Below are 18,765 nucleotides of genomic sequence, written 5' to 3'. Positions count from 1 at the left end.
AGGCCCGGAGGCCGCCGCCGGCACATGAGGCTCAAGAAAAGCTGAGCGCTCAGGCCACCCGGACGTTGGAGAGGAACTGTTCCATCTCCATGCGGAGCGCACTCGACTGCTCGGCCAGCGCATCCGCCGCAGCGGCGACGGCCCCGGCCGCGCGGCCGGCATCGTCCGCCTCAGCGGCCACCGCGGCGATGCTCGCCGTCACCTCGCCGGTGCCGGCCGAGGCCTGGGCCATGCTGCGCACGATCTCCTGCGTCGTCGCGCCCTGCTCCTCAACCGCCGTGGCGATGCCGGTGGTCACCCCACTCATGGTCTGAATCTGCGCGGCGATGTCGTGGATCGCCTGGGAGACGCCGCCCGCGGCGGCCTGGATCGCGCCGACCTGCTGGCCGATCTCCTCGGTCGCCCGGGCAGTCTGGGAGGCCAGTTCCTTCACTTCCGCCGCGACGACGGCGAAGCCCCTCCCAGCCTCGCCGGCCCGCGCCGCCTCGATGGTGGCGTTGAGCGCCAGCAGGTTGGTCTGCCCGGCGATGGTCGAGACGAGGCCGACAACGTCGCCGATGCGGTTCGCCGCCGCGGCGAGGGCGGCCATGGTCTCCTCGGTGCGGCTTGCCGCCTCCACGGCCTGGGCCGACATGCCGGCCGCCTGCTCGACCTGACGGCCGATCTCTTCGACGGTGGCGCCGAGTTCCTCGGCCGCCGCCGCCACGGCGTTGACGTTGCCGGCCGTCTGCTGCGCGGCACCCGCGACGCTGGTGGAGCGGACCGCCGTGCTCTCGACGGAGTGGCGCATCCGGCCCGACGAGGCCTGGAGCCCGCCGACCGCCTCCGAGACCCGCGCGACGATGGCGCCGACCGATTGCTCGAAGCGGTCGGCGAGGTCGCGCAGGAGGGCACGGCGGCTCTGCTCCTCGCGCATCCGCGCTGCCTCGGTGGTCTTGAGCTGCTGCGCCGCCTCCTCAAGCGACAGGTCGCGGATCGTCACCACGGCGCGGGCGATGTCGCCGATCTCGTCGCGGCGACGGTGGCCCGGCACCTCGGCCAGGGGCTGGCGGGCGGCAAGCGCCTGGAGCGCTCGGGTCAGCGCGCCGAGGGGCACGACGATGGAGCGGGTCAGCAGCAGGCCGGCAAGTCCGGTGCCGGCGAGCACGCACAGACCGATCAGGGCGAGCGTGCGCGACAGGGCACTCGCCGCGCTGACGGCCTCCGCCTCGCTCTGCTGCGCGATCACGGCCCAGGGTGCGCCGAGCACCGAGACCGGCGCGCTCGCCGCCATCTGGCCGCCGGACGGCGTCGCGTAGTCGAAGCTGCCGCCAGCCCGTGCGCGTTCGGCCGGGACGCCGAGCTCGGCGAGCGGGGCGCCGGCCCGCACCGTCCGGTCCAGGGGCGGGTTGGAGCGCAGGCGCCCGTCGGCGCCCGCCGCCACGATCTGCCCGGTTTCCCCCAAGCCCACGCGCTTGGCCAACGTCCGGTCGAACAGCGCCGGCGTCACGCGCAGGGCGATAAAGCCGAACCGCTCCGCCGCCTGCCCGGTGCCCATGGCGACGTTCGCCCGCTTGGTCAGCGCCCGGCCGATGAAGGCGGAGGGACCCTCGCCGACCGGATAGGCGGCGAAATCCTCGAACACGGTCGCGTCCGCATCCTGCGTCTTCAGCCGCGCGGCGAGGCGGGCGAGGCCGCTGCCGGCGAGCGCGGGGTCGTCGAGCGACTTGGCGAAATCCGCGCCCTTGGTCGTGGTGTAGGCGACGCGGCCCTGTTCATCGACGACGATGAGGTCGCCGTAGCCCGGATCGGCGATGAGGCGGCGCGCCACCTCCTGCACCTTGCCGTGGCGGCGGCCGTACATCGTACCGGGAGCATCGAAGGCGAGGCGCGCCTCGGGCGTCGCGAGATCGCGCAGGGCCGCCGTGATGGCGGCGTAGTCGGGCTTGGCGGGGTCGAGCGCCTCGATCAGGTCGGGGGCATTCGAGGCGACCTGCGGATGCCCGGCGACCGACAGGAAGTCGGCCTGCATCCGGTCGGCGACGAGTTCGATCGCGTCGCGCCGCGCCTCCGCGGCGAGTTGCAGGCGCTCGCCCGCGGCCTGGACGAGGCCGGATTTGGCCGACGACCAGCTCAGGCCGCCCATCGCCGTCGCGCTGAGCAGCGCGAGGCCGATCGTTGCCGCGGGCAAACGGGTGCTGATGCGTTGCAGACTCGGCATGTCGTCTTATCGGCTCGGATGAAGAAACGACGGCTTTGTAAAATCTCGAACATTAACGACAGGCGAATCTTGCGCGTTCTGCCCGCCCAAAAGCGACGAATGATCCCTTCGACTGCTATTTTCGCGACATCACTGTGCCGGCCGCGCTCGACGGAGGCCGCAAGCCCGACCATCGCGGGTTTAAGCCTCCTCACGGTGGCGTTCCTACGAGGCGCTCCGGTCCCGCATTGCCGTGCCGGGACGCAGCCCAGCCGCCATGGCTGCGGCGGCGGTGAGGACCGGGCACTCGGGAGCCTGAACGGCGAAGATTGGTGCCCCGCAGCCCGTGCAGGCAGCCAGTGCAGCTCGCGGGTGCCCCGCGCCTGATCGCGTCGGCCGTCGCCTCGGGCGGGGAGACCATTCCGCGGTGGATCGGCGGCATCGGCCTATCGTTGCCGGCATGGCACAAGCGCTCCGGAAGACTTAAGCCGCAATTGCCGGCCCGTGCCACATCGCAGCGGGTCCAAGGAAACCGCGCCCGCGCTACCGTTGCCCCTCGTCCCCGATATCCGGGCCGGACAAGCGGAGCGGACGGCAATGGCGATCTCTCCCGACGGGGCGCTGCCCTACTTCGTGTATGACGGCTACCTCGTCTCACTCTATCCGTGGCAGGGACAGCGCGTCGCGCTCCTGACATCGGCCAACGATCTCGACGGCGATGTCATGCAGGACATCCTGACCAGGATCGATGCCGCCTACGACGTCTATCTCGGCATCACCGGGCAAGCTCCGGCGCCGTACAAGCTCTATAACGGCCTGCTCACGATCGCCGAGGTGCCCACCGCGCTCGGCGGCGCGGCGAACGCGATCGGCTTTCTCGGAGCCTCCGGCATCGAACTCACGACCGCCGCCTTCGATCAGCTCTACGCCGGCGCGGCCGAGGACGGCACCTTCGATCAGACCGTCTTCTACGAACTGGGGCGGAATTTCTGGTTCTATGGGCCACAGCTCGGGGACGTGGATGCCTTCGTCACGGGGTTCGCGATCGCCAACCGGTTCGTGTCGATGCAGGAGGCCGGCATTCCCGGCAGTGCATTCGGCGCGCTGCCCTTCGGTGAATTCAAGCAGTCCATCCTCGAAGACCTGGCGCAGACCTTCTTCCAGGGGGCCGGCTTCACGCTCGCCAACACGTTGGGCACGGCGACCGGTGTGCCGAACGCCAACAACTGGGGGGCAGCGGACCTTGCCGCCTCCCTGCTCTACCAAGTCTACGAGGATTTCGGCCTCGACGCTTACGGGCGTTTCTATCAGGCGCTCGCCGGCCGTCCTGCCGCGGACATACCGGCCGAAGTCTTCGGCAATCTGGTCGCCGCGGCGAGCCAGGCGACCGGGATCGACTACGGCTTCCTGAACAAGGGCGAGGGGGTCGCCTACATCGTCGGCGGCCGGGACGCCGACCGGCTCGAGGCCGACGGGAGCGGCAATCCGGTCCTGGGCTTCGGCGGCGACGACACGCTGATCGGGACGGCCGGAGCCGACCGGCTGTTCGGCGATGCCGGCGACGACGTCCTGCGCGGCGGAGGCGGCCGCGATCAGCTCGTGGGCGGAGCCGGCGACGACACCTACTTCGTCGACAGGCCCGGCGACCGCGTGTTCGAGGGCACGGGGCAGGGCAACGACAGGGTCGTGGCGACGAGCGCGTACCGGCTCGCCGCCGATCAGGAGGTCGAGATCCTGCAACTCGCCAAGAGCACCGGCTGCGCAAATCTGTCCCTCAGCGGAAACGCCTTCGGCCAGACGCTGATCGGCAATGCCGGCGACAACCAGCTCGACGGCGGCGGCGGCGACGACAGGCTCGCGGGCGGGCTCGGCGGCGATCGGCTCACGGGCGGATCGGGGGCAGACAGCTTCGTGTTCGACACCCGCCTCGGCCACGGCAACGTCGATCACGTCACGGACTTCGCATCACCGGACGACGTGTTCCGGCTCGACCACGCGGTCTTCTCGCGCCTCGCGATCGGGGCACTGGCGCCCGAGCAGTTCAAAACCCTCGGCCTGGCCAAGGCGGATGCCGACGACCGCATCCTCTACAAGCAGAAGTCGGGTGAGCTGTTCTACGACGCCGATGGCAGCGGCAGGAAAGAGGCCGTTCTAGTCGCGGTGTTGGACAACCACGCCACCCTCGACCACACCGATTTCCTCATCGTGTGATCCTCCGTTGGGCGCGATGCCGCGGGCATTCGAAGGGCGTCACAAAACGCCCGGTCACGGACCGTTCTCGCTCCGGCGACGAAAGTGCGGCGGGCGTCTTGTGAGAGACACTCAGTGCAGCTTCGGCCCGATCAGGAACCGGTCTCGGTCGACCGAGACCAGCGCGAGCCGCGTCAGGCGCCCGTCGCGGTTGACCGTGAGCGGCACGCGCACCCCCGCCTCGCCGAGCGCCCAGACCTGCCGGAAGAAGCCGGCGAGGTCGGCCACCGGCTCGCCCGCCACCTCGGCCAGCACGTCGCCCGCGCGCAGGTCGGCGGCTTCCGCCGGGCCCTTGTCGGCAGCCCCCATCACCACGACGCCGTCCTCGGTCTCCGTGGCGTAGAGGCCGAGCCAGGGGCGGGGCGGGCGGGCGGCCCGGCCGCGGGTCTCGAGATCGGTGAGAATCGGCGGCAGGAGGTCGATCGGCACGACCATGTTGATCGCCCGGCCCGCCCCCGAGCCGCCCTGCTGCAGCTGCAGCGAGCCGATGCCGATCAGATCGCCGTCGGGTCCGATCAGGGCGGTGCCGCCCCAGTGCGGGTGGGCGGGCGCCGTGAACAGGGCCTCGTCGAGGACGTATTCCCAGTATCCGGCGAATTCCTGCCGGGCGACGAGTTCGACCGCGAGGCTGTGCGAACGCCCGCCCGCCCCGGCGATCACCGCCCGCTCACCGATCTGGAGCGCGTCCGAGCGCCCGAGCCTCAGGGCGGGCAGGTCGAGGCGGCCAAGTGCCTGGACAAGGCCGAAGCCCGTCTCCCCGTCGTAGCCGACCACATAGGCCGGCACCGAGCGCCCGTCCTGCGTGGTGAGCCAGACGCTCTCGGCCTCCAGCACGAGGTATCCGATGGTGAGCACCAGCCCATCCTCGCGGATCACCACGCCGTTGCCGGCCCGCTCGGTGCCGAGCGTCTCCGCCGTGAAGGCTTCCGCTGGTACCCGGGTCGAGAGGGAGACGACCGAGGTCAGCGCCCGCTCCAGGTCGTAGGCGTAATCGCCGGCCTTGGGCTGCAGGGCGGCCGGGATCCTGAATTCGCCGTGCGCGGACATGTTCTGCGATTTCCCTGCGCCCCGCCCTGCTGCCGTCCGTGAAAGGCCTCCGCAAAGCGGCTTCTATCCGGGCTGACAGGCGGCGCTCCCGACACAGATAGGCGGCGCACATCACCCCGACACCCGTCCGGCACCGCGTCGAATGGCGCCCGCGTCGGGGTCGGGTCGTCGTGACCCGGCGGCCGATGGCGGTGGTGCGCCGGTACGGGCGAAGGCTGCGCGCCTCCCGGTCCAACCAGGGCCGGATCGCCGGGGCCGGACTATGCCGCGCGACCCGGGATCCTCGCCCGCGCCGCACCACGGGCGCGGACGGCGACGCCCCTCAGGCTGCAATCCCTTGAAAACGAATGAAGCCGCCCGGCCTAGCGGCCGGACGGCTTCGTAACTCGGGAGATCGGGAACGCGGTGCGTCCCCGGTCCGAGTGATCAGTACTTGCGAACCAGCGGAGCCGGAGCCGGGGCCGCGGAGACCGCCGGGGTGTAGAGCGGGGCGACGATGCGGAACCAGCCGTCGGTGCTCTCGCGGACGCCGGCCGAGGTCACGACGTCGCGGGCGACGTAGGCCTGAACCGTGAACGGTCCGAAGTCGTAGCCGATGAGGCCGCCGAGGGCGAACCGGCCACCGCGACCGATGCGGCTGGTCGGATCGTTCACGAAGGCGAGCAGGTTCGGGTCGAGGTTGACCGTGCCGTAGCCGATCGCGCCGATCTCGAACTTGCCGAACTTCTTGGTCGCGGTCAGGTCGAGGTTGAACGCGTCCGAGATCTGCACCGGGCCGAAGAAGGCCGGGATGCCGTTCGGGCCGTTGAAGCGGCTCGGGGAGTCGTAGAAGTTGTAGGTCAGGTTGGCGGTCAGGTTCCAGCCGTCGCCGGTGTAGCTGATGGCGCCGCCGACGCGGTAGGTGTTGGAGGCCAGGATGTTCAGGCCGCCGCCACGACCGGCGTTGAGCTCGTTGAGGTACGAACCGCCGAGCAGGCTGACGCCGATGTTGCCGCCGAGATCGAACGCCCAGATCGCGCCGACGAAGGTGCCGACGTTGATCGAGGTGTCACGGCCGCCCGCGGCGCGGCTGAAGGTGAACACGGTCGGGGGAGCCACGACGAACTCGAGGCGGCCGCCGAACGGCACGTAGGGGGTCGCCCACACCAGGATCGGAATGTTGACGGCGGTGTCGACCGCGGTCGCGTTCGGGCCATCCGGGCTGCGGTAGGTGAAGGTGTTGATGGCGTAGATGCCCTCGGGGAGCGGCGCGCCAACGGCCAGACCGACCTGCTCACCGGGAACCGTGGTCGTCTGCGCCTGGGCGACGGTCGTCGTCATTCCGGCCGTGAGCGCGATGGCGCCCGCGGCGAGCCAGTTCTTCATCATTTTTCTCGTTCCTTCCCAAGGATTTCAGGCGTCCGCCCCGTAGCGCCCGCACCCCTCTCGCCTCCCTCTCTCCCCAGAGCGGGTTGGCTGGTGTGATGCTGGTGCCCCCTACGGCCGCACCTCAAGTCTCGACGTCGGGAACTATTCTACAGACCGGCTGCGAAAGACAGGGGATTGCCTTCAATCTCGGCAGTTCGGATCTCACCGTTGCGCAAAAGCCGCATTTTCGCTGCGGAGCAACCAGGTCCTTAATGATCCGTTAACGCAGTCCATCTTGGAAAGGCGCCGTGCAGAGAGCCGGATTCAAGCGAAATAGTACATTGTCATCAAGCGATTGACCGCGTCACTTGGCTGGGATGGTCCGGCAGGGCGAGGCAGGCAATTGCGCAAGTGCGAACGCGTGCCCCGCGCCAGGATGAGACGAACGGAGCGGTGCGGCCCTCCGAATCGCCACCTCGGCCCGGTGCCATGGCCGGGCAGGATCCGGCCGGAACCTGCCTCCTACTCGGCGGCTTGCCGCCCCGCGGCCGCCCCGCGGCGGCGCGGTGCAGCACTCGCCTTCGGCTGGGCCTTGTCGGCGTCCTTGCCCGCCCCTTTGCCCGCCCCTTTGCCCGCGTCCTTCGGCGCCTTTCCGGCCGGGCGACGTGCCAGCACCTCGCGCAGGAAGCGCCCGGTATGGCTCGCCGTGCTCGCGGCGATCTCCTCCGGCGTGCCCTGCGCCACGACGCGGCCGCCGCCGTCGCCGCCCTCGGGGCCCATGTCGATCACCCAATCGGCGGTCTTGATGACCTCCAGATTGTGCTCGATCACCACCACGGTGTTGCCCTGATCGACCAGCTCGTGCAGCACCTCCATGAGCTTGGCCACGTCGTGGAAGTGCAGGCCGGTGGTTGGCTCGTCGAGGATGTAGAGGGTCCGGCCCGTGGCCCGCTTCGACAGCTCCTTGGACAGCTTCACCCGCTGCGCCTCGCCGCCCGAGAGCGTGGTCGCCTGTTGGCCGACGCGGACGTAGTGCAGGCCGACGCGGGCCAGCGTTTCCATCTTTTCGCGGATGGACGGCACCGCCTTGAACAGGTCGGCCGCCTCCTCGACCGTCATGTCGAGCACGTCGGCGATGGACTTGTTGCGGTAGCGCACCTCCAGCGTCTCGCGGTCGTAGCGCTTGCCCTTGCACACGTCGCAAGTGACGTAGACATCGGGCAGGAAGTGCATCTCGATCTTGATGACGCCGTCGCCCGAGCAGGCCTCGCAGCGCCCGCCCTTCACGTTGAAGGAGAAGCGCCCGGCCTGGTAGCCGCGGGCCTTGGCCTCGGGCAGGCCGGCGAACCAGTCGCGGATCGGGGTGAAGGCGCCGGTATAGGTCGCCGGGTTCGAGCGCGGAGTGCGACCGATCGGCGACTGGTCGATGTCGATGACCTTGTCGAGATGCTCCAATCCGTCGATCCGCTCGAACGGGGCCGGGTGCTCCAGGGCACCGTTGAGGCGCTTGGCCGCCGCCTTATAGAGCGTGTCGATGATCAGCGTGGACTTGCCGCCGCCGGAGACTCCGCTGATGCAGGTGAAGGTGCCGAGCGGGATCTCCGCCGTCACGTTCTTCAGGTTGTGGCCGCGCGCGCCCGCCAGCCGCAGCATCCCGCGCCCGGGCTTTCGCCGTGCTTTCGGCGTCCGCACCGAGAGTTCGCCGGTGAGGTACTTCGCGGTGAGCGAAGCCGGATCCTTGAGCAGCTCCTCCGGCGTGCCCTGGGCGACGATCTCGCCGCCATGGATGCCGGCGCCCGGGCCCACATCGACCACGTAGTCGGCCTGAAGGATCGCGTCCTCGTCGTGCTCGACCACGATGACCGAGTTGCCGAGGTCGCGCAGGCGCTTGAGCGTGCCGAGCAGGCGCTCGTTGTCGCGCTGGTGCAGGCCGATCGACGGCTCGTCGAGCACGTAGAGCACGCCCGTGAGACCCGAACCGATCTGCGAGGCGAGCCGGATGCGCTGGCTCTCGCCGCCCGAGAGCGAGCCCGAGCCGCGGGCCAGCGTCAGGTATTCGAGGCCGACATCGACGAGGAAGGTCAGCCGGTCGCGGATTTCTTTCAAGATTCGAACCGCGATCTCGTTCTGCTTGTCGGTCAGCTTCGAAGAGATCTCCGAGAACCAGCGATGGGCCTCGCGGACGGAGAGGGCGGTGACCTCGCCGATATCCTGCCGGTCGATCTTGACCGCAAGCGCCTCGGGCTTGAGCCTCTTGCCGTCGCAGGCGGCGCAAGGGGTGGCGCTCATGAAGCGGCCGATTTCTTCGCGAGAGGCGTCGCTCTCGGTCTCCTTGTAGCGCCGCTCCAGATTCGGGATCACGCCCTCGAACGGCTTGTTGACCGAGTAGGAGCGCAGGCCGTCGTTGTAGTCGAAGCGCACCGACTCCTTGCCGGTGCCGAACAGGATCACCGAGCGGGCCTGCTCCGTCAGCGCCGACCACGCCACGGATGTCTTGAAGTCGAAATGCTTGGCGAGCGCGTCGAGCGTCTGATCGTAATAGGGCGAGGTCGATTTCGCCCAGGGGCCCACCGCGCCGCGCTTCAGCGTGAGCGCGGGATCGGAGATCACGAGTTCGGGGTCGATCCGCATCTCGTGGCCGATGCCGCCGCAGGTCGGGCAGGCGCCGAACGGGTTGTTGAACGAGAACAGCCGCGGCTCGATCTCGGGGATGGTGAAGCCGGAGACCGGGCAGGCGAAGCGCGACGAGAACGTGATCTTTTTGGGAGCCTCGCCCTCCGGCGCATCGGCGAACTCGATGTCGGCGATGCCGTCGGCGAGTTCGAGCGCTGTCTCGAAGGAATCGGCCAGCCGCGCGGCGATGTCGTCGCGCACGACGATGCGGTCCACCACCACGTCGATGTCGTGCTTGAGCTTCTTGTCGAGCTTCGGCACGTCGTCGATCGGGTAGTACTCGCCGTCGATGCGAAGGCGCTGGAAGCCCTTCTTCTGGAACTCGGCGATCTCCTTGCGGTACTCGCCCTTGCGGCCGCGCACCACGGGCGCGAGCAGGTAGAGCCGAGTTTTTTCCGGCAGCTCCAGCACCCGGTCGACCATCTGGCTGACGGTCTGGCTCTCGATCGGCTCGCCGGTGGCGGGCGAGTAGGGAATGCCGACCCGCGCCCAGAGCAGGCGCATGTAGTCGTAGATCTCGGTCACCGTGCCGACGGTGGAGCGCGGGTTCTTCGAGGTGGTCTTCTGCTCGATGGAGATCGCCGGCGAGAGCCCGTCGATCTGATCGACGTCGGGCTTCGACATCATCTCCAGGAACTGGCGGGCATAGGCAGAGAGCGACTCGACGTAGCGGCGCTGGCCCTCCGCGTAGATCGTATCGAAGGCGAGCGACGACTTGCCCGACCCCGACAGGCCGGTGAACACCACGAACTTGTCGCGGGGGATCGTCAGGTCGACGTTCTTGAGATTGTGCTCGCGGGCGCCGCGCACGGAGATGACGCGGGTGTCACGCGCCGCCGGGGCGGCCGCGTCGAACAGGGCGGAGAGCCGTGCGTCGGTCTGTTCCTCGGTCTTGGCCGCGGTCTCAGGCTTGCGGGCTTTGGCTTTGGCCATGGACGACAAATTCTCTGCGACGATCCGGGCGACCCGGATGCGGCGCCCTCGCTCTCTGCTCGGGCGGGCAACGGGTGTGCCGCGCGGGAACAGTATCCGGGGACGGAGATGGGTTCCGAGCGGCGCGAAACCACTAGAACGGAACGGGTACGACGGCAATGCCGGCCTGTCGCGGCCGGTTTGCGACCGCAACCTCCATCCCGAATGGCTTGGACGGCCTCCCGTCCGAGGGCCGTCGAAGGGCGGGTTCGGCTGCGTGCATCCCGATCCCATCGGCGCCCAAAAGCGCGCCATCAGCCGAAATAAGCATCAAGCAACGCGGCCGATACGTTAGGATCAATTTAAGGTGAGTATCGCTATAGTTCAGCACATCCTGATCAAAGCGAAGAATCCCGCCCGTAAAGTGCCCCTGGTGGTTGCATGAAAGACTTGTCCCTTGCCGAGGTCGTCGGTGCGTCGGCGCAGGCCCTGAAGTCCAGGGCCTCTTCCAACCTTGGCGCCATCCAGTTGATCGCCAACCGCATGAAGCTGCTGGCCCTGAACGCGCTCATCGAGGCGGCTCATGCCGGCGAGAAGGGAGCGGGATTCTCGATCGTCGCGCAGGAAGTCCGAACCGTCTCGACCGAGGTCGAGACGCTGGCCGCAGCCCTGAGGGCGGGCCTCAGCACCGGCGTGGACGACCTCACGGAGGCCGTCGCGCGGCTCACGGGCGAGGCGCGTGCGACCCGCTGCGTGGACCTCGCCCTGAACGCCGTCGAATTGATCGACCGGAACCTCTACGAGCGCACCTGCGACGTGCGCTGGTGGGCGACCGACGCCGCCCTGGTCGCCTGCGGCCGGGATCCTTCACCGGAGACCGTGGCTTATGCCGGCGAGCGGCTGGGGGTGATCCTGTCGGCCTACACGGTCTATCTCGATCTCTGGCTGTGCGATCTTCAGGGCCGGGTGGTCGCCCATGGCCGCCCGGATACTTATCCGGACATCCTCGGCGCCCAGGTCGATGCCGAGACCTGGTTCCGGGACGCACGCGCCCTGCGGAGCGGCAACGACTACACGGCGGTCGACGTGCGGACCGAGGCGCGCCTTCGCGGCGCACAGGTCGCCACCTACTGCGCGAGCGTGCGGGAGGGCGGTCGCCCGGAGGGGGCGCCGCTGGGCATCCTCGCCATCCATTTCGACTGGCAGCCGCAGGCCCGCGCCATCGTCCAGGGCGTCCGGCTCGGCGCGGGCGAGCGGGAGCGCACCCGCGTGATGCTGCTCGATGCCCGGAACCGCGTGATCGCCTGCTCGCGGGACGAGGGGGTTCTGAGCGAGACATACCGGCTCCGCACGGACGGCCGGTTCCAGGGGCACTACCGGGATGGCAGGGGCCGCCTCGTGGCCTTCCACGGCAGCCCCGGCTACGAAACCTATCAGGGCCTGGGCTGGCGCGGCGTGATCGAGCAGCAGAGCGTCGAAGGCAGCACGAATAGCCTTCCGTGACGGTATAGAAGCTGTCAGGCCCACAGGATTTGTTCCAACCGCGGCTGCTATGGTGAAAACTTAGCGTACATGCCCCAAATTTAAGCAATTTCTCTCCGGTTAAATCTTTACTTTACGCTCGCCTTTCATGGTCCGACCGCAACCCGTCCGGACCGTCCCGTCATGAAGCTGCCCTCTTCCCTGCGCGCCCGCATCGTCGCGGTGGCGCTGATCCCCTGCCTCGCCTTCGGCGCCGTCGCGGGGGTGGGGGTCGTGGAGCGCGCGGGGCACGGCAGGGCGATGGCGCGGATGGAGGCGTTGGCCGGCCTCTCGGTCCGGATCGGCGCCTTCGTCCACGAGGCACAGAAGGAGCGCGGCGCCTCCAGCCTCTATCTCGGCTCGAAGGGCAGCCAGTTCGCCCCGGAACTCGCCGCCCAGCGCCGGCTGACGGATGCGGCACGCGCCGCCCTGATCGCGGATCTCGATGCCGCCGGAGCGGACGCGGAGTTCGCGCGCAAGGCGGCGTTTCTGCGCGAGGGGCTCGACGGGATCGAGCGCCACCGCGCCGCGGTGGATCGGCTGGAAACCAGCGTGCCGGCCAACCTCGCGGTCTATACCGGCGTCATCGCGAACGCTCTCGGGACCGTGCGCGGAGTGGCGCAGATCGCTGCGGACCCGGCCATCGGCGCCCGCGTCTCCGCCCTGTCCGCCTTCCTCTCGCTCAAGGAATTCGCCGGCCAGGAGCGGGCGGCGGCCTCGGCCGTCTTCGCCGCGGGCACGATCGACCTCGCGGGCCTGCGCCGGCTCGCCGGGCTCGCTTCGAACCAAACGACCTTTGAGGGACTCTTCCGCGCCGTGGGCTCCGCGGAGGAGATCGCCGCGCTCGATGCGGCGAACGCGGCGGAGGGCGCCCGAGAGGTCGCCCGGATCCGGAGCCTCGCCCTCGACACGACGCCCGGACAGACGCCCGCCTTCACCGACGCCAAGGGCTGGTTCCGGCTCGCCACGCAGCGCATCGACGGGCTGAAGGGGATCGAGGACCGGCTGACCGCGGCCCTGGCACGGGAGGCGGGGGCGGCCCGGGCGCAGGCGGAACGCACCGTCCTGCTCTGGGCCGGGGGGGCGCTCGCCACCCTGCTGCTCTCGGTAGCGCTGGCCTTCGGCCTCGGCTCGGCGATCGCGCGCCCTCTGAGCCGGATGGCGCGAGCGCTGACCGCGATCGGGCAGGGGGATACAGGGGGGGAGACCGAGATCGAGATCCCGGTGAAGGGTCCGGGTGAGCTGCGCAGCATTGCCGCCGCGGCCCTTGCCTTCCGCGACAGCGTGGCCGAGCGCGCCCGCATCCGCGCGGCGCAGGAGCGCAGCGCCGAGGAGGAGGCCGCCCGCCGCCACGTGGCGATGATGGCGGTGGCGGACGGCTTCGAGGCGCGGGTCGGCGGCATCGTCGAGGCGGTCTCGGCCGCCGCGCAGCAATTGGAGGGCGCCGCCCGGGCGATGAGCAGCGCGGCGGGCCAGACCTCCGCCCTGAGCGCCTCGGCCGCGCAGGCCTCGGCGCAGGCGGCGCGCTCCTCCGACGGCATCGCCGCGGCGACGGAAGAGCTGTCGGCCTCGATCCGCGAGATCTCCGCCCAGGTCGGCTCGTCGGCGCTGGCGGCGAGCGCCGCCGAGGAGGAGGCGGCCCGCACCGCCGGGGAGGTCGAGCGCCTCGCCTCGGCCGCGAGCAGCATCGGCCAGATCGTCGGGCTGATCTCGCAGATCGCCGGTCAGACCAACCTGCTGGCGCTCAACGCCACCATCGAGGCGGCGCGGGCCGGCGAGGCGGGGCGCGGCTTCGCCGTGGTCGCGGCGGAGGTGAAGGGACTGGCCGCACAGACGGCGCGGGCCACCGACGAGATCGCCGGGCGGATGGCGGAGATCGAGGCCGCCACCGGCGCCTCGGTCTCCGGCATCACCGGCATCGCCCGCACGATCCGCGACCTGTCGCGGATTTCCAGCGACATCGCCGCCGCGGTCGAGGAACAGGGCGCGGCCACCGCCGAGATCGCCCGCACCACGGTCGAGACCTCGGGGGGCGCGCGCCGCGCCTCGGACGACGTGGCGGGCGTGGCCCGCACCGCCGACGATGCCAGCACCGGCTCGGGCCAGGTGCTCGACGCGGCGAGCGACCTCGCCCGGCAGGCGACGGCTCTGCGCACGGAGGTCGGTGGCTTCCTCGCCCAGGTGCGGGCGGCCTGAGTCAGGGATTCCAAGGGGATCATCCCTTTGCCGGGGCGCCGGGGCAGCGCCCCGGCTTCCCTCCACCAGGGCTCCGCCCTGGACCCTATGAGAAGGGCTCACCCTTTCGAAACCCCGGACTCAGTGCCGCGCTTCGCCCTGGGCGGGCATGTTGCCCACGGCGCTGACCTCCTCGCCGACCCGCGGCTCGACCTTGAGGTTCTGGCGCATGCTCTGGAGATGGTCGGTGACCACCAGCGTGCCGGGCTTGAGACCTTTGAGCACGGCGGTGTTGTCGCCGTAGACGTCGCCGACCTCGATCGCGGTCATGTGGACGGTGCCGGCCTCGTCCACCGTCCAGATCACCTGCTGGTCGAGCTGGGCCGAGAGCGCGATCGTCGGCACCAGCAGGCGCTCCTGCCGGCCCACCTCGATGCGCGAGCGTACGAAACGGCCGGGCAGGTAGCGCTCGTCCGCGTTGTCGAGCCACGCCTGGATCAGGCGGCGGCCGGTGCGGGGATCGAATCGGTTGTCGAGCCGGTAGATCGTGGCCTCGCGCACGGGCTCGCGCCCCACGTCGAGGAGCTGGACCTTCACCCGTCCCTCGGCCTGGGCGACCCGGACGGCCTCCGCGTCCTCGGAGGAGAGCGCCATCTGCACGTCGATCGGGTTCACCTGCACCACGGAGACGAGGTTGGTCTGATTCTCGATCACCATGTCGCCGATATTGGTCATGGACAGGCTGGAGCGCCCGTCGAAGGGTGCGCGGATCACCGCGTATTCGAGGTTCAGCCGCTCCCGGGCGATGGTGGCCTCCGCCTCGTTGAGCTTGGCGGTTGCCGTGGCGAGGTTCGACTGGTTCTGCTGGGCGCGCTGCTCGGTGGCGAAGCCCTTGTCGGCGAGTTGCTCGGTGCGGTTCACCTCGGCACGGGCGAAGTCGAGGGTGGCCTTGGCCTGGTCGCGCAGGGCCTCGGCCGATTTGAGCGCGACCTCGAACGGGCGCGGGTCGATGCGGAACAGCACCTGCCCCTTCTTCACGTGGCCGCCGGGCTCGAACGGGCGCTCCACCACGAAGCCGGTCACCCGGGCCTGGAGCGCGGCGTCGCGGGGCGAAACGATGGTGCCGGTATATTCAAAGGCGACCGGCACCTCCTGGGCGCTGGCGCGCACCGCCCGCACCGCCAGCCGCGCCTCCTCCCTGCCGCGCTTGGTCTCGGCACGGCTCGCCACCTTGAGGTGATGGGCAAGGAAGCCGGGGATCGGGTGCCCCGCCCCCCACCACGCGCCTGCGGCGATCCCGAGCGCGCCGACGACGAGACCGGTGATGACGAAGCCGACGCCTGAGCGCACGAGGTCCAATCTCCAACAGCAGGACGGGGGCAACCGCCCGGCTTGTCCCGGGCGCGGCACGGGAGGGAACACGCGGAGTCCGAAGACGTTGCACGCGGGTCCTTCACGGCCACGTTGAATTTTCGGAGACGGCCCCTCGAATGTTCGCCACGTTCGTCGACCGGCCGATCCTCGCGGGCGTGATTTCCGTCCTCATCACGGTGATCGGCCTCGTCGCCGGGCTGACGCTGCCGGTGGCGCAGTATCCCGAGATCGCCCCTCCCATCATCAACGTCCAGGCGACCTATCCCGGCGCCTCCGCCCAGCAGGCCTACGAGTCGATCGCGATCCCGCTGGAGCAGGAGATCAACGGCGCCCCCCACCTCATCTACATCCAATCGACGAGTTCGACCGACGGCAGCGTCTCGATCGACGCCACCTTCGAGGTCGGCTCGAACCTCGACGCCGCCGCGGCGGAAGTGCTGACACGTTCGAGCCGCGCCGAGGCCAAGCTTCCGGAAGCGGTGCGGGCGCAGGGGCTGGAGATCCAGAAATCGTCGCGCCAGCGGCTCGGCAACGTCGTGCTCTACGCCGACGAGAGCACCGGTTTCGACGAGCTGTTCCTGGCCAACTACGCCGAGACCCAGGTCATCAAGCCCCTGCGCCGCGTCACCGGCATGGGCCGCATCCTGAACTTCTCCAACATGCGCTACGCCATGCGCATCTGGCTCAATCCGGCCAAGATGGAGGCGCTGTCCCTCTCGACCGAGACGGTGCTCCAGGCGGTCCAGGCTCAGAACGCGCAGGTGACGACGGGCTCGCTCGGCAAGCTGCCGATGGACCGCGCCACGCCGTTCGAGCTGCAGCTCGTCACCAAGGGCCGGCTGATGAAGCCGGAGGAGTTCGGCAACATCGTCCTGCGGGCCAACCCCGACGGCTCGGTGGTGCGCGTCTCGGACGTGGCGCGGGTGGAGCTCGGCTCGGAGCAGTACGGCGTCACCTCGAACTTCGACGGCAAGCCCTCGGCGACGCTCGGCATCTTCCAGAACCCGGACGCCAACGCGGTCGAGGTGATGAACGGGACGCGCGAGACCATGGCGGATCTCGCCAAGCGCTTTCCCCCCGGCCTGCACTACACCATCGCCCTCGACTCCACCGAGTTCGTCAAGGAGGCGATCTACGAGGTGGTGCGGACCCTGTTCGAGGCGATCCTGATCGTCACGGTCGTCACCTACCTGTTCCTGCAGAACTGGCGCGCCACGCTGATCCCGACCATCGCCGTGCCGATCGCGCTGATCGGCACCTTCGGGCCGATGGCACTGCTCGGCTTCTCCTTCAACACCTTGAGCCTGCTCGGCCTCGTCCTCGCGGTCGGCCTCGTGGTGGACGACGCGATCATCGTCGTGGAGAACACCGAGCGGCTGATGGCCGAGGGGATGGAGCCGAAGCCCGCCTCCCGCGAGGCGGTCAACGAGATCGGCGGGCCCGTCATCGCCACGACCCTGGTGCTCGCCGCCCTGTTCGTGCCGGTGGCCTTCATCCCCGGCCTGACGGGCCAGCTCTACAACCAGTTCGCGCTCACCATTGCCATCTCGGTGCTGATCTCGGCGATCGTGTCGCTGACCCTGACGCCGGCCCTGTGCGGCCTACTCCTGAGGTCGCACGGACCACAGAAGACGCGCTGGTGGCGCAAGCCGCTCGACTGGTTCAACCGCGCCCTGGACCGCTCGGCCGACTTCGTTGCCCGCACGATCGGCGGGCTCGCCCGCCACGTCGTCCTGACGCTCGTGGTCTTCGCGCTGTTTGCCGGCGCCACCCTGCTGCTCCTGATGCAGCGTCCCACCGGCTTCGTACCGGACGAGGACCAGGGCTACCTCTATGCCGAGGTCGCGATGCCACTCGGCGCCTCGGTGCAGCGCACCGAGGCGATGAACGCCCGCTTCGGCGCGGCTTTGCGCGCCCGCGACGACGTCGACCACACCATCGGGGTCAGCGGGCGCAGCTTCCTCGCCGACACGGTGGCTCCGTTCTACGGCTTCAACATCCCGGTCATGAAGCCCTGGGACGAGCGCACGACCACCGTCGACGACCTGATCCGCGACATGGAGGAGCGCTTCAAGCACGATCCCGACGGGCAGGTGCGCATCGCCAACCCGTCGCCGCTGCCGGGGCTCGGCTCCCGCGGCGGCCTGACGCTCGAGATCCAGGACCGCTCCGGCAATGGCGGTCTCGGGCTGGCGCAGACGGCGAACGCGTTCATCGAGAAGATCCGGGACCTGCCCGGGGTGGCGAGCGCGACGCCGACCACCGATTGGGGCGTGCCGCAGATCCGCCTCGACATCGACCGGGCCAAGGCGGAGCAGCTCGGCGTGCCGCTGGCGCGGCTGTTCGAGGCGCTCGGCACCTATGTCGGGTCGAGCTTCGTCAACCTCTTCAATCGGTTCGGCTTCGTCTACCAAGTGTATGTCCAGAGCGACGCCTCCGGGCGGCGCCTGTTTCAGGATCTGGAGGCGCTCACCGTCCTCAACGCGCAAGGCGAGCCCGTGCGCCTCGGGTCGCTCGTCCAGGCGAAGTTCACGACGGGTCCGACGGCGGTCCTGTCCTACAACACCTATCCGGCGATCGAGGTCGCGGTGACGGTCGCCCCCGGCTCCAGTTCCGGCACGGTGATCGAGGCGGTCGAGGAGTTGGCCGACGACCTGCCGCGCAACACCTCCATCGAATGGTCCGAGGTCGCCTATCAGGAGAAGATCGCCGGCAACGTCGCGCCGCTGATCTTCGCCCTCGGCGTGTTCATGATCTTCTGCTTCCTGGCCGGGCAGTACGAGTCGTTGCGCCTGCCGCTGGTGATTCTGCTCGCCACCCCGCTCGCCATCTTCGGGGCGGTCGGATTCCTGGCCCTGCGCGGCATGCCGCTCGATGTGTTCGGACAGATCGGCCTGCTGCTCCTCGTCGGCTTGGCGGCTAAGAACTCGATCCTGCTCGTCTCCTTCGCCGAGGACCTGCGCCGGCAGGGCGAGGACGCGCTGGAGGCGGCCAAGCACGCCACGCGGATGCGCATGCGCCCGATCCTGATGACCTCGTTCGCCTTCATCCTCGGCTCGGTGCCGCTCGCCATCGCCAGCGGCGCGGGGGCGAATGCCCGTCTCTCCATGGGCACGGTGGTGATCGGCGGCCTGCTGGTCGCCACGATCCTGACCCTGTTCGTCACCCCGGTCTTCTACGTCGCCGCCGAGCGGCTGCGCGGAGAGGAGACCAAGGAGGGCGGGCAAGGCGAGAAGAGGCAGGAGGAGGCGGTGCCGGCGGCATAGGCTCCGCCGAGACCCCGTCCG

At 69.7% G+C, this 18,765-nt stretch carries 9 protein-coding genes; 4 read left to right on the top strand and 5 right to left on the bottom strand.

What is annotated here, in order from left to right; translation table 11 throughout:
• Positions 1–49: 49 nt before the first annotated feature.
• On the bottom strand, positions 50–2,200 hold the full coding sequence (locus tag FHU13_RS10465; protein WP_183435792.1) for a methyl-accepting chemotaxis protein: 2,151 nt from the start codon (positions 2,198–2,200) through the stop codon (positions 50–52).
• A 576-nt stretch (positions 2,201–2,776) separates the two neighbouring features.
• Between FHU13_RS10465 and FHU13_RS10460 the strand changes: the two genes are divergently transcribed.
• Positions 2,777–4,390, top strand: a complete 1,614-nt coding sequence (locus FHU13_RS10460) for a calcium-binding protein (protein ID WP_183435791.1) — start codon at positions 2,777–2,779, stop codon at positions 4,388–4,390.
• Positions 4,391–4,501: 111 nt separating this feature from the next.
• On the opposite strand, the gene FHU13_RS10455 is transcribed toward FHU13_RS10460, so the two are convergent.
• The 3 genes from FHU13_RS10455 to uvrA form a co-directional block, all read right to left on the bottom strand.
• Entirely contained in the window at positions 4,502–5,476 is a 975-nt protein-coding gene (locus tag FHU13_RS10455) for a S1C family serine protease (protein WP_183435790.1), read from the bottom strand.
• A gap of 426 nt (positions 5,477–5,902) precedes the next feature.
• On the bottom strand, positions 5,903–6,844 hold the full coding sequence (locus tag FHU13_RS10450; RefSeq protein ID WP_183435789.1) for a transporter: 942 nt from the start codon (positions 6,842–6,844) through the stop codon (positions 5,903–5,905).
• A gap of 501 nt (positions 6,845–7,345) precedes the next feature.
• A complete protein-coding gene (gene uvrA / locus FHU13_RS10445; RefSeq protein WP_183435788.1) occupies positions 7,346–10,429 on the bottom strand; it encodes an excinuclease ABC subunit UvrA in 3,084 nt (1,027 codons plus the stop codon).
• A gap of 420 nt (positions 10,430–10,849) precedes the next feature.
• Here uvrA and FHU13_RS10440 point away from each other — a divergent pair, with 420 nt between their 5' ends.
• Positions 10,850–11,911 carry a methyl-accepting chemotaxis protein gene (locus FHU13_RS10440; RefSeq protein ID WP_183435787.1) on the top strand — a complete coding sequence of 354 codons (1,062 nt, stop codon included), beginning with the start codon at positions 10,850–10,852 and terminating at the stop codon, positions 11,909–11,911.
• A 162-nt stretch (positions 11,912–12,073) separates the two neighbouring features.
• Positions 12,074–14,125 (top strand): methyl-accepting chemotaxis protein, encoded by a 2,052-nt coding sequence (locus FHU13_RS10435; RefSeq protein ID WP_183435786.1) that lies wholly within the window; start codon positions 12,074–12,076, stop codon positions 14,123–14,125.
• 120 nt (positions 14,126–14,245) lie between these two features.
• Here the strand turns inward: FHU13_RS10435 and FHU13_RS10430 are convergent, their stop codons facing one another.
• Entirely contained in the window at positions 14,246–15,454 is a 1,209-nt protein-coding gene (locus tag FHU13_RS10430; protein ID WP_183435785.1) for an efflux RND transporter periplasmic adaptor subunit, read from the bottom strand.
• Between the two features lie 140 nt (positions 15,455–15,594).
• Here FHU13_RS10430 and FHU13_RS10425 point away from each other — a divergent pair, with 140 nt between their 5' ends.
• Positions 15,595–18,744 carry an efflux RND transporter permease subunit gene (locus FHU13_RS10425; protein WP_183435784.1) on the top strand — a complete coding sequence of 1,050 codons (3,150 nt, stop codon included), beginning with the start codon at positions 15,595–15,597 and terminating at the stop codon, positions 18,742–18,744.
• The last annotated feature ends 21 nt before the right edge of the window (positions 18,745–18,765 follow it).

This window comes from Methylobacterium sp. R2-1 (assembly GCF_014191355.1).
In the GTDB taxonomy this organism is placed as follows: domain Bacteria; phylum Pseudomonadota; class Alphaproteobacteria; order Rhizobiales; family Beijerinckiaceae; genus Methylobacterium.
This window is presented reverse-complemented; position numbering and strand designations above follow the sequence as displayed.

Bases quoted from the DNA above. Each gene is read 5' to 3' on its own strand.
- FHU13_RS10465 (WP_183435792.1), bottom strand. From the start codon at position 2,200: ATGCCGAGTCTGCAACGCATCAGCACCCGTTTGCCCGCGGCAACGATC.
- FHU13_RS10460 (WP_183435791.1), top strand. From the start codon at position 2,777: ATGGCGATCTCTCCCGACGGGGCGCTGCCCTACTTCGTGTATGACGGC.
- FHU13_RS10455 (WP_183435790.1), bottom strand. From the start codon at position 5,476: ATGTCCGCGCACGGCGAATTCAGGATCCCGGCCGCCCTGCAGCCCAAG.
- FHU13_RS10450 (WP_183435789.1), bottom strand. From the start codon at position 6,844: ATGATGAAGAACTGGCTCGCCGCGGGCGCCATCGCGCTCACGGCCGGA.
- uvrA (WP_183435788.1), bottom strand. From the start codon at position 10,429: ATGGCCAAAGCCAAAGCCCGCAAGCCTGAGACCGCGGCCAAGACCGAG.
- FHU13_RS10440 (WP_183435787.1), top strand. From the start codon at position 10,850: ATGAAAGACTTGTCCCTTGCCGAGGTCGTCGGTGCGTCGGCGCAGGCC.
- FHU13_RS10435 (WP_183435786.1), top strand. From the start codon at position 12,074: ATGAAGCTGCCCTCTTCCCTGCGCGCCCGCATCGTCGCGGTGGCGCTG.
- FHU13_RS10425 (WP_183435784.1), top strand. From the start codon at position 15,595: ATGTTCGCCACGTTCGTCGACCGGCCGATCCTCGCGGGCGTGATTTCC.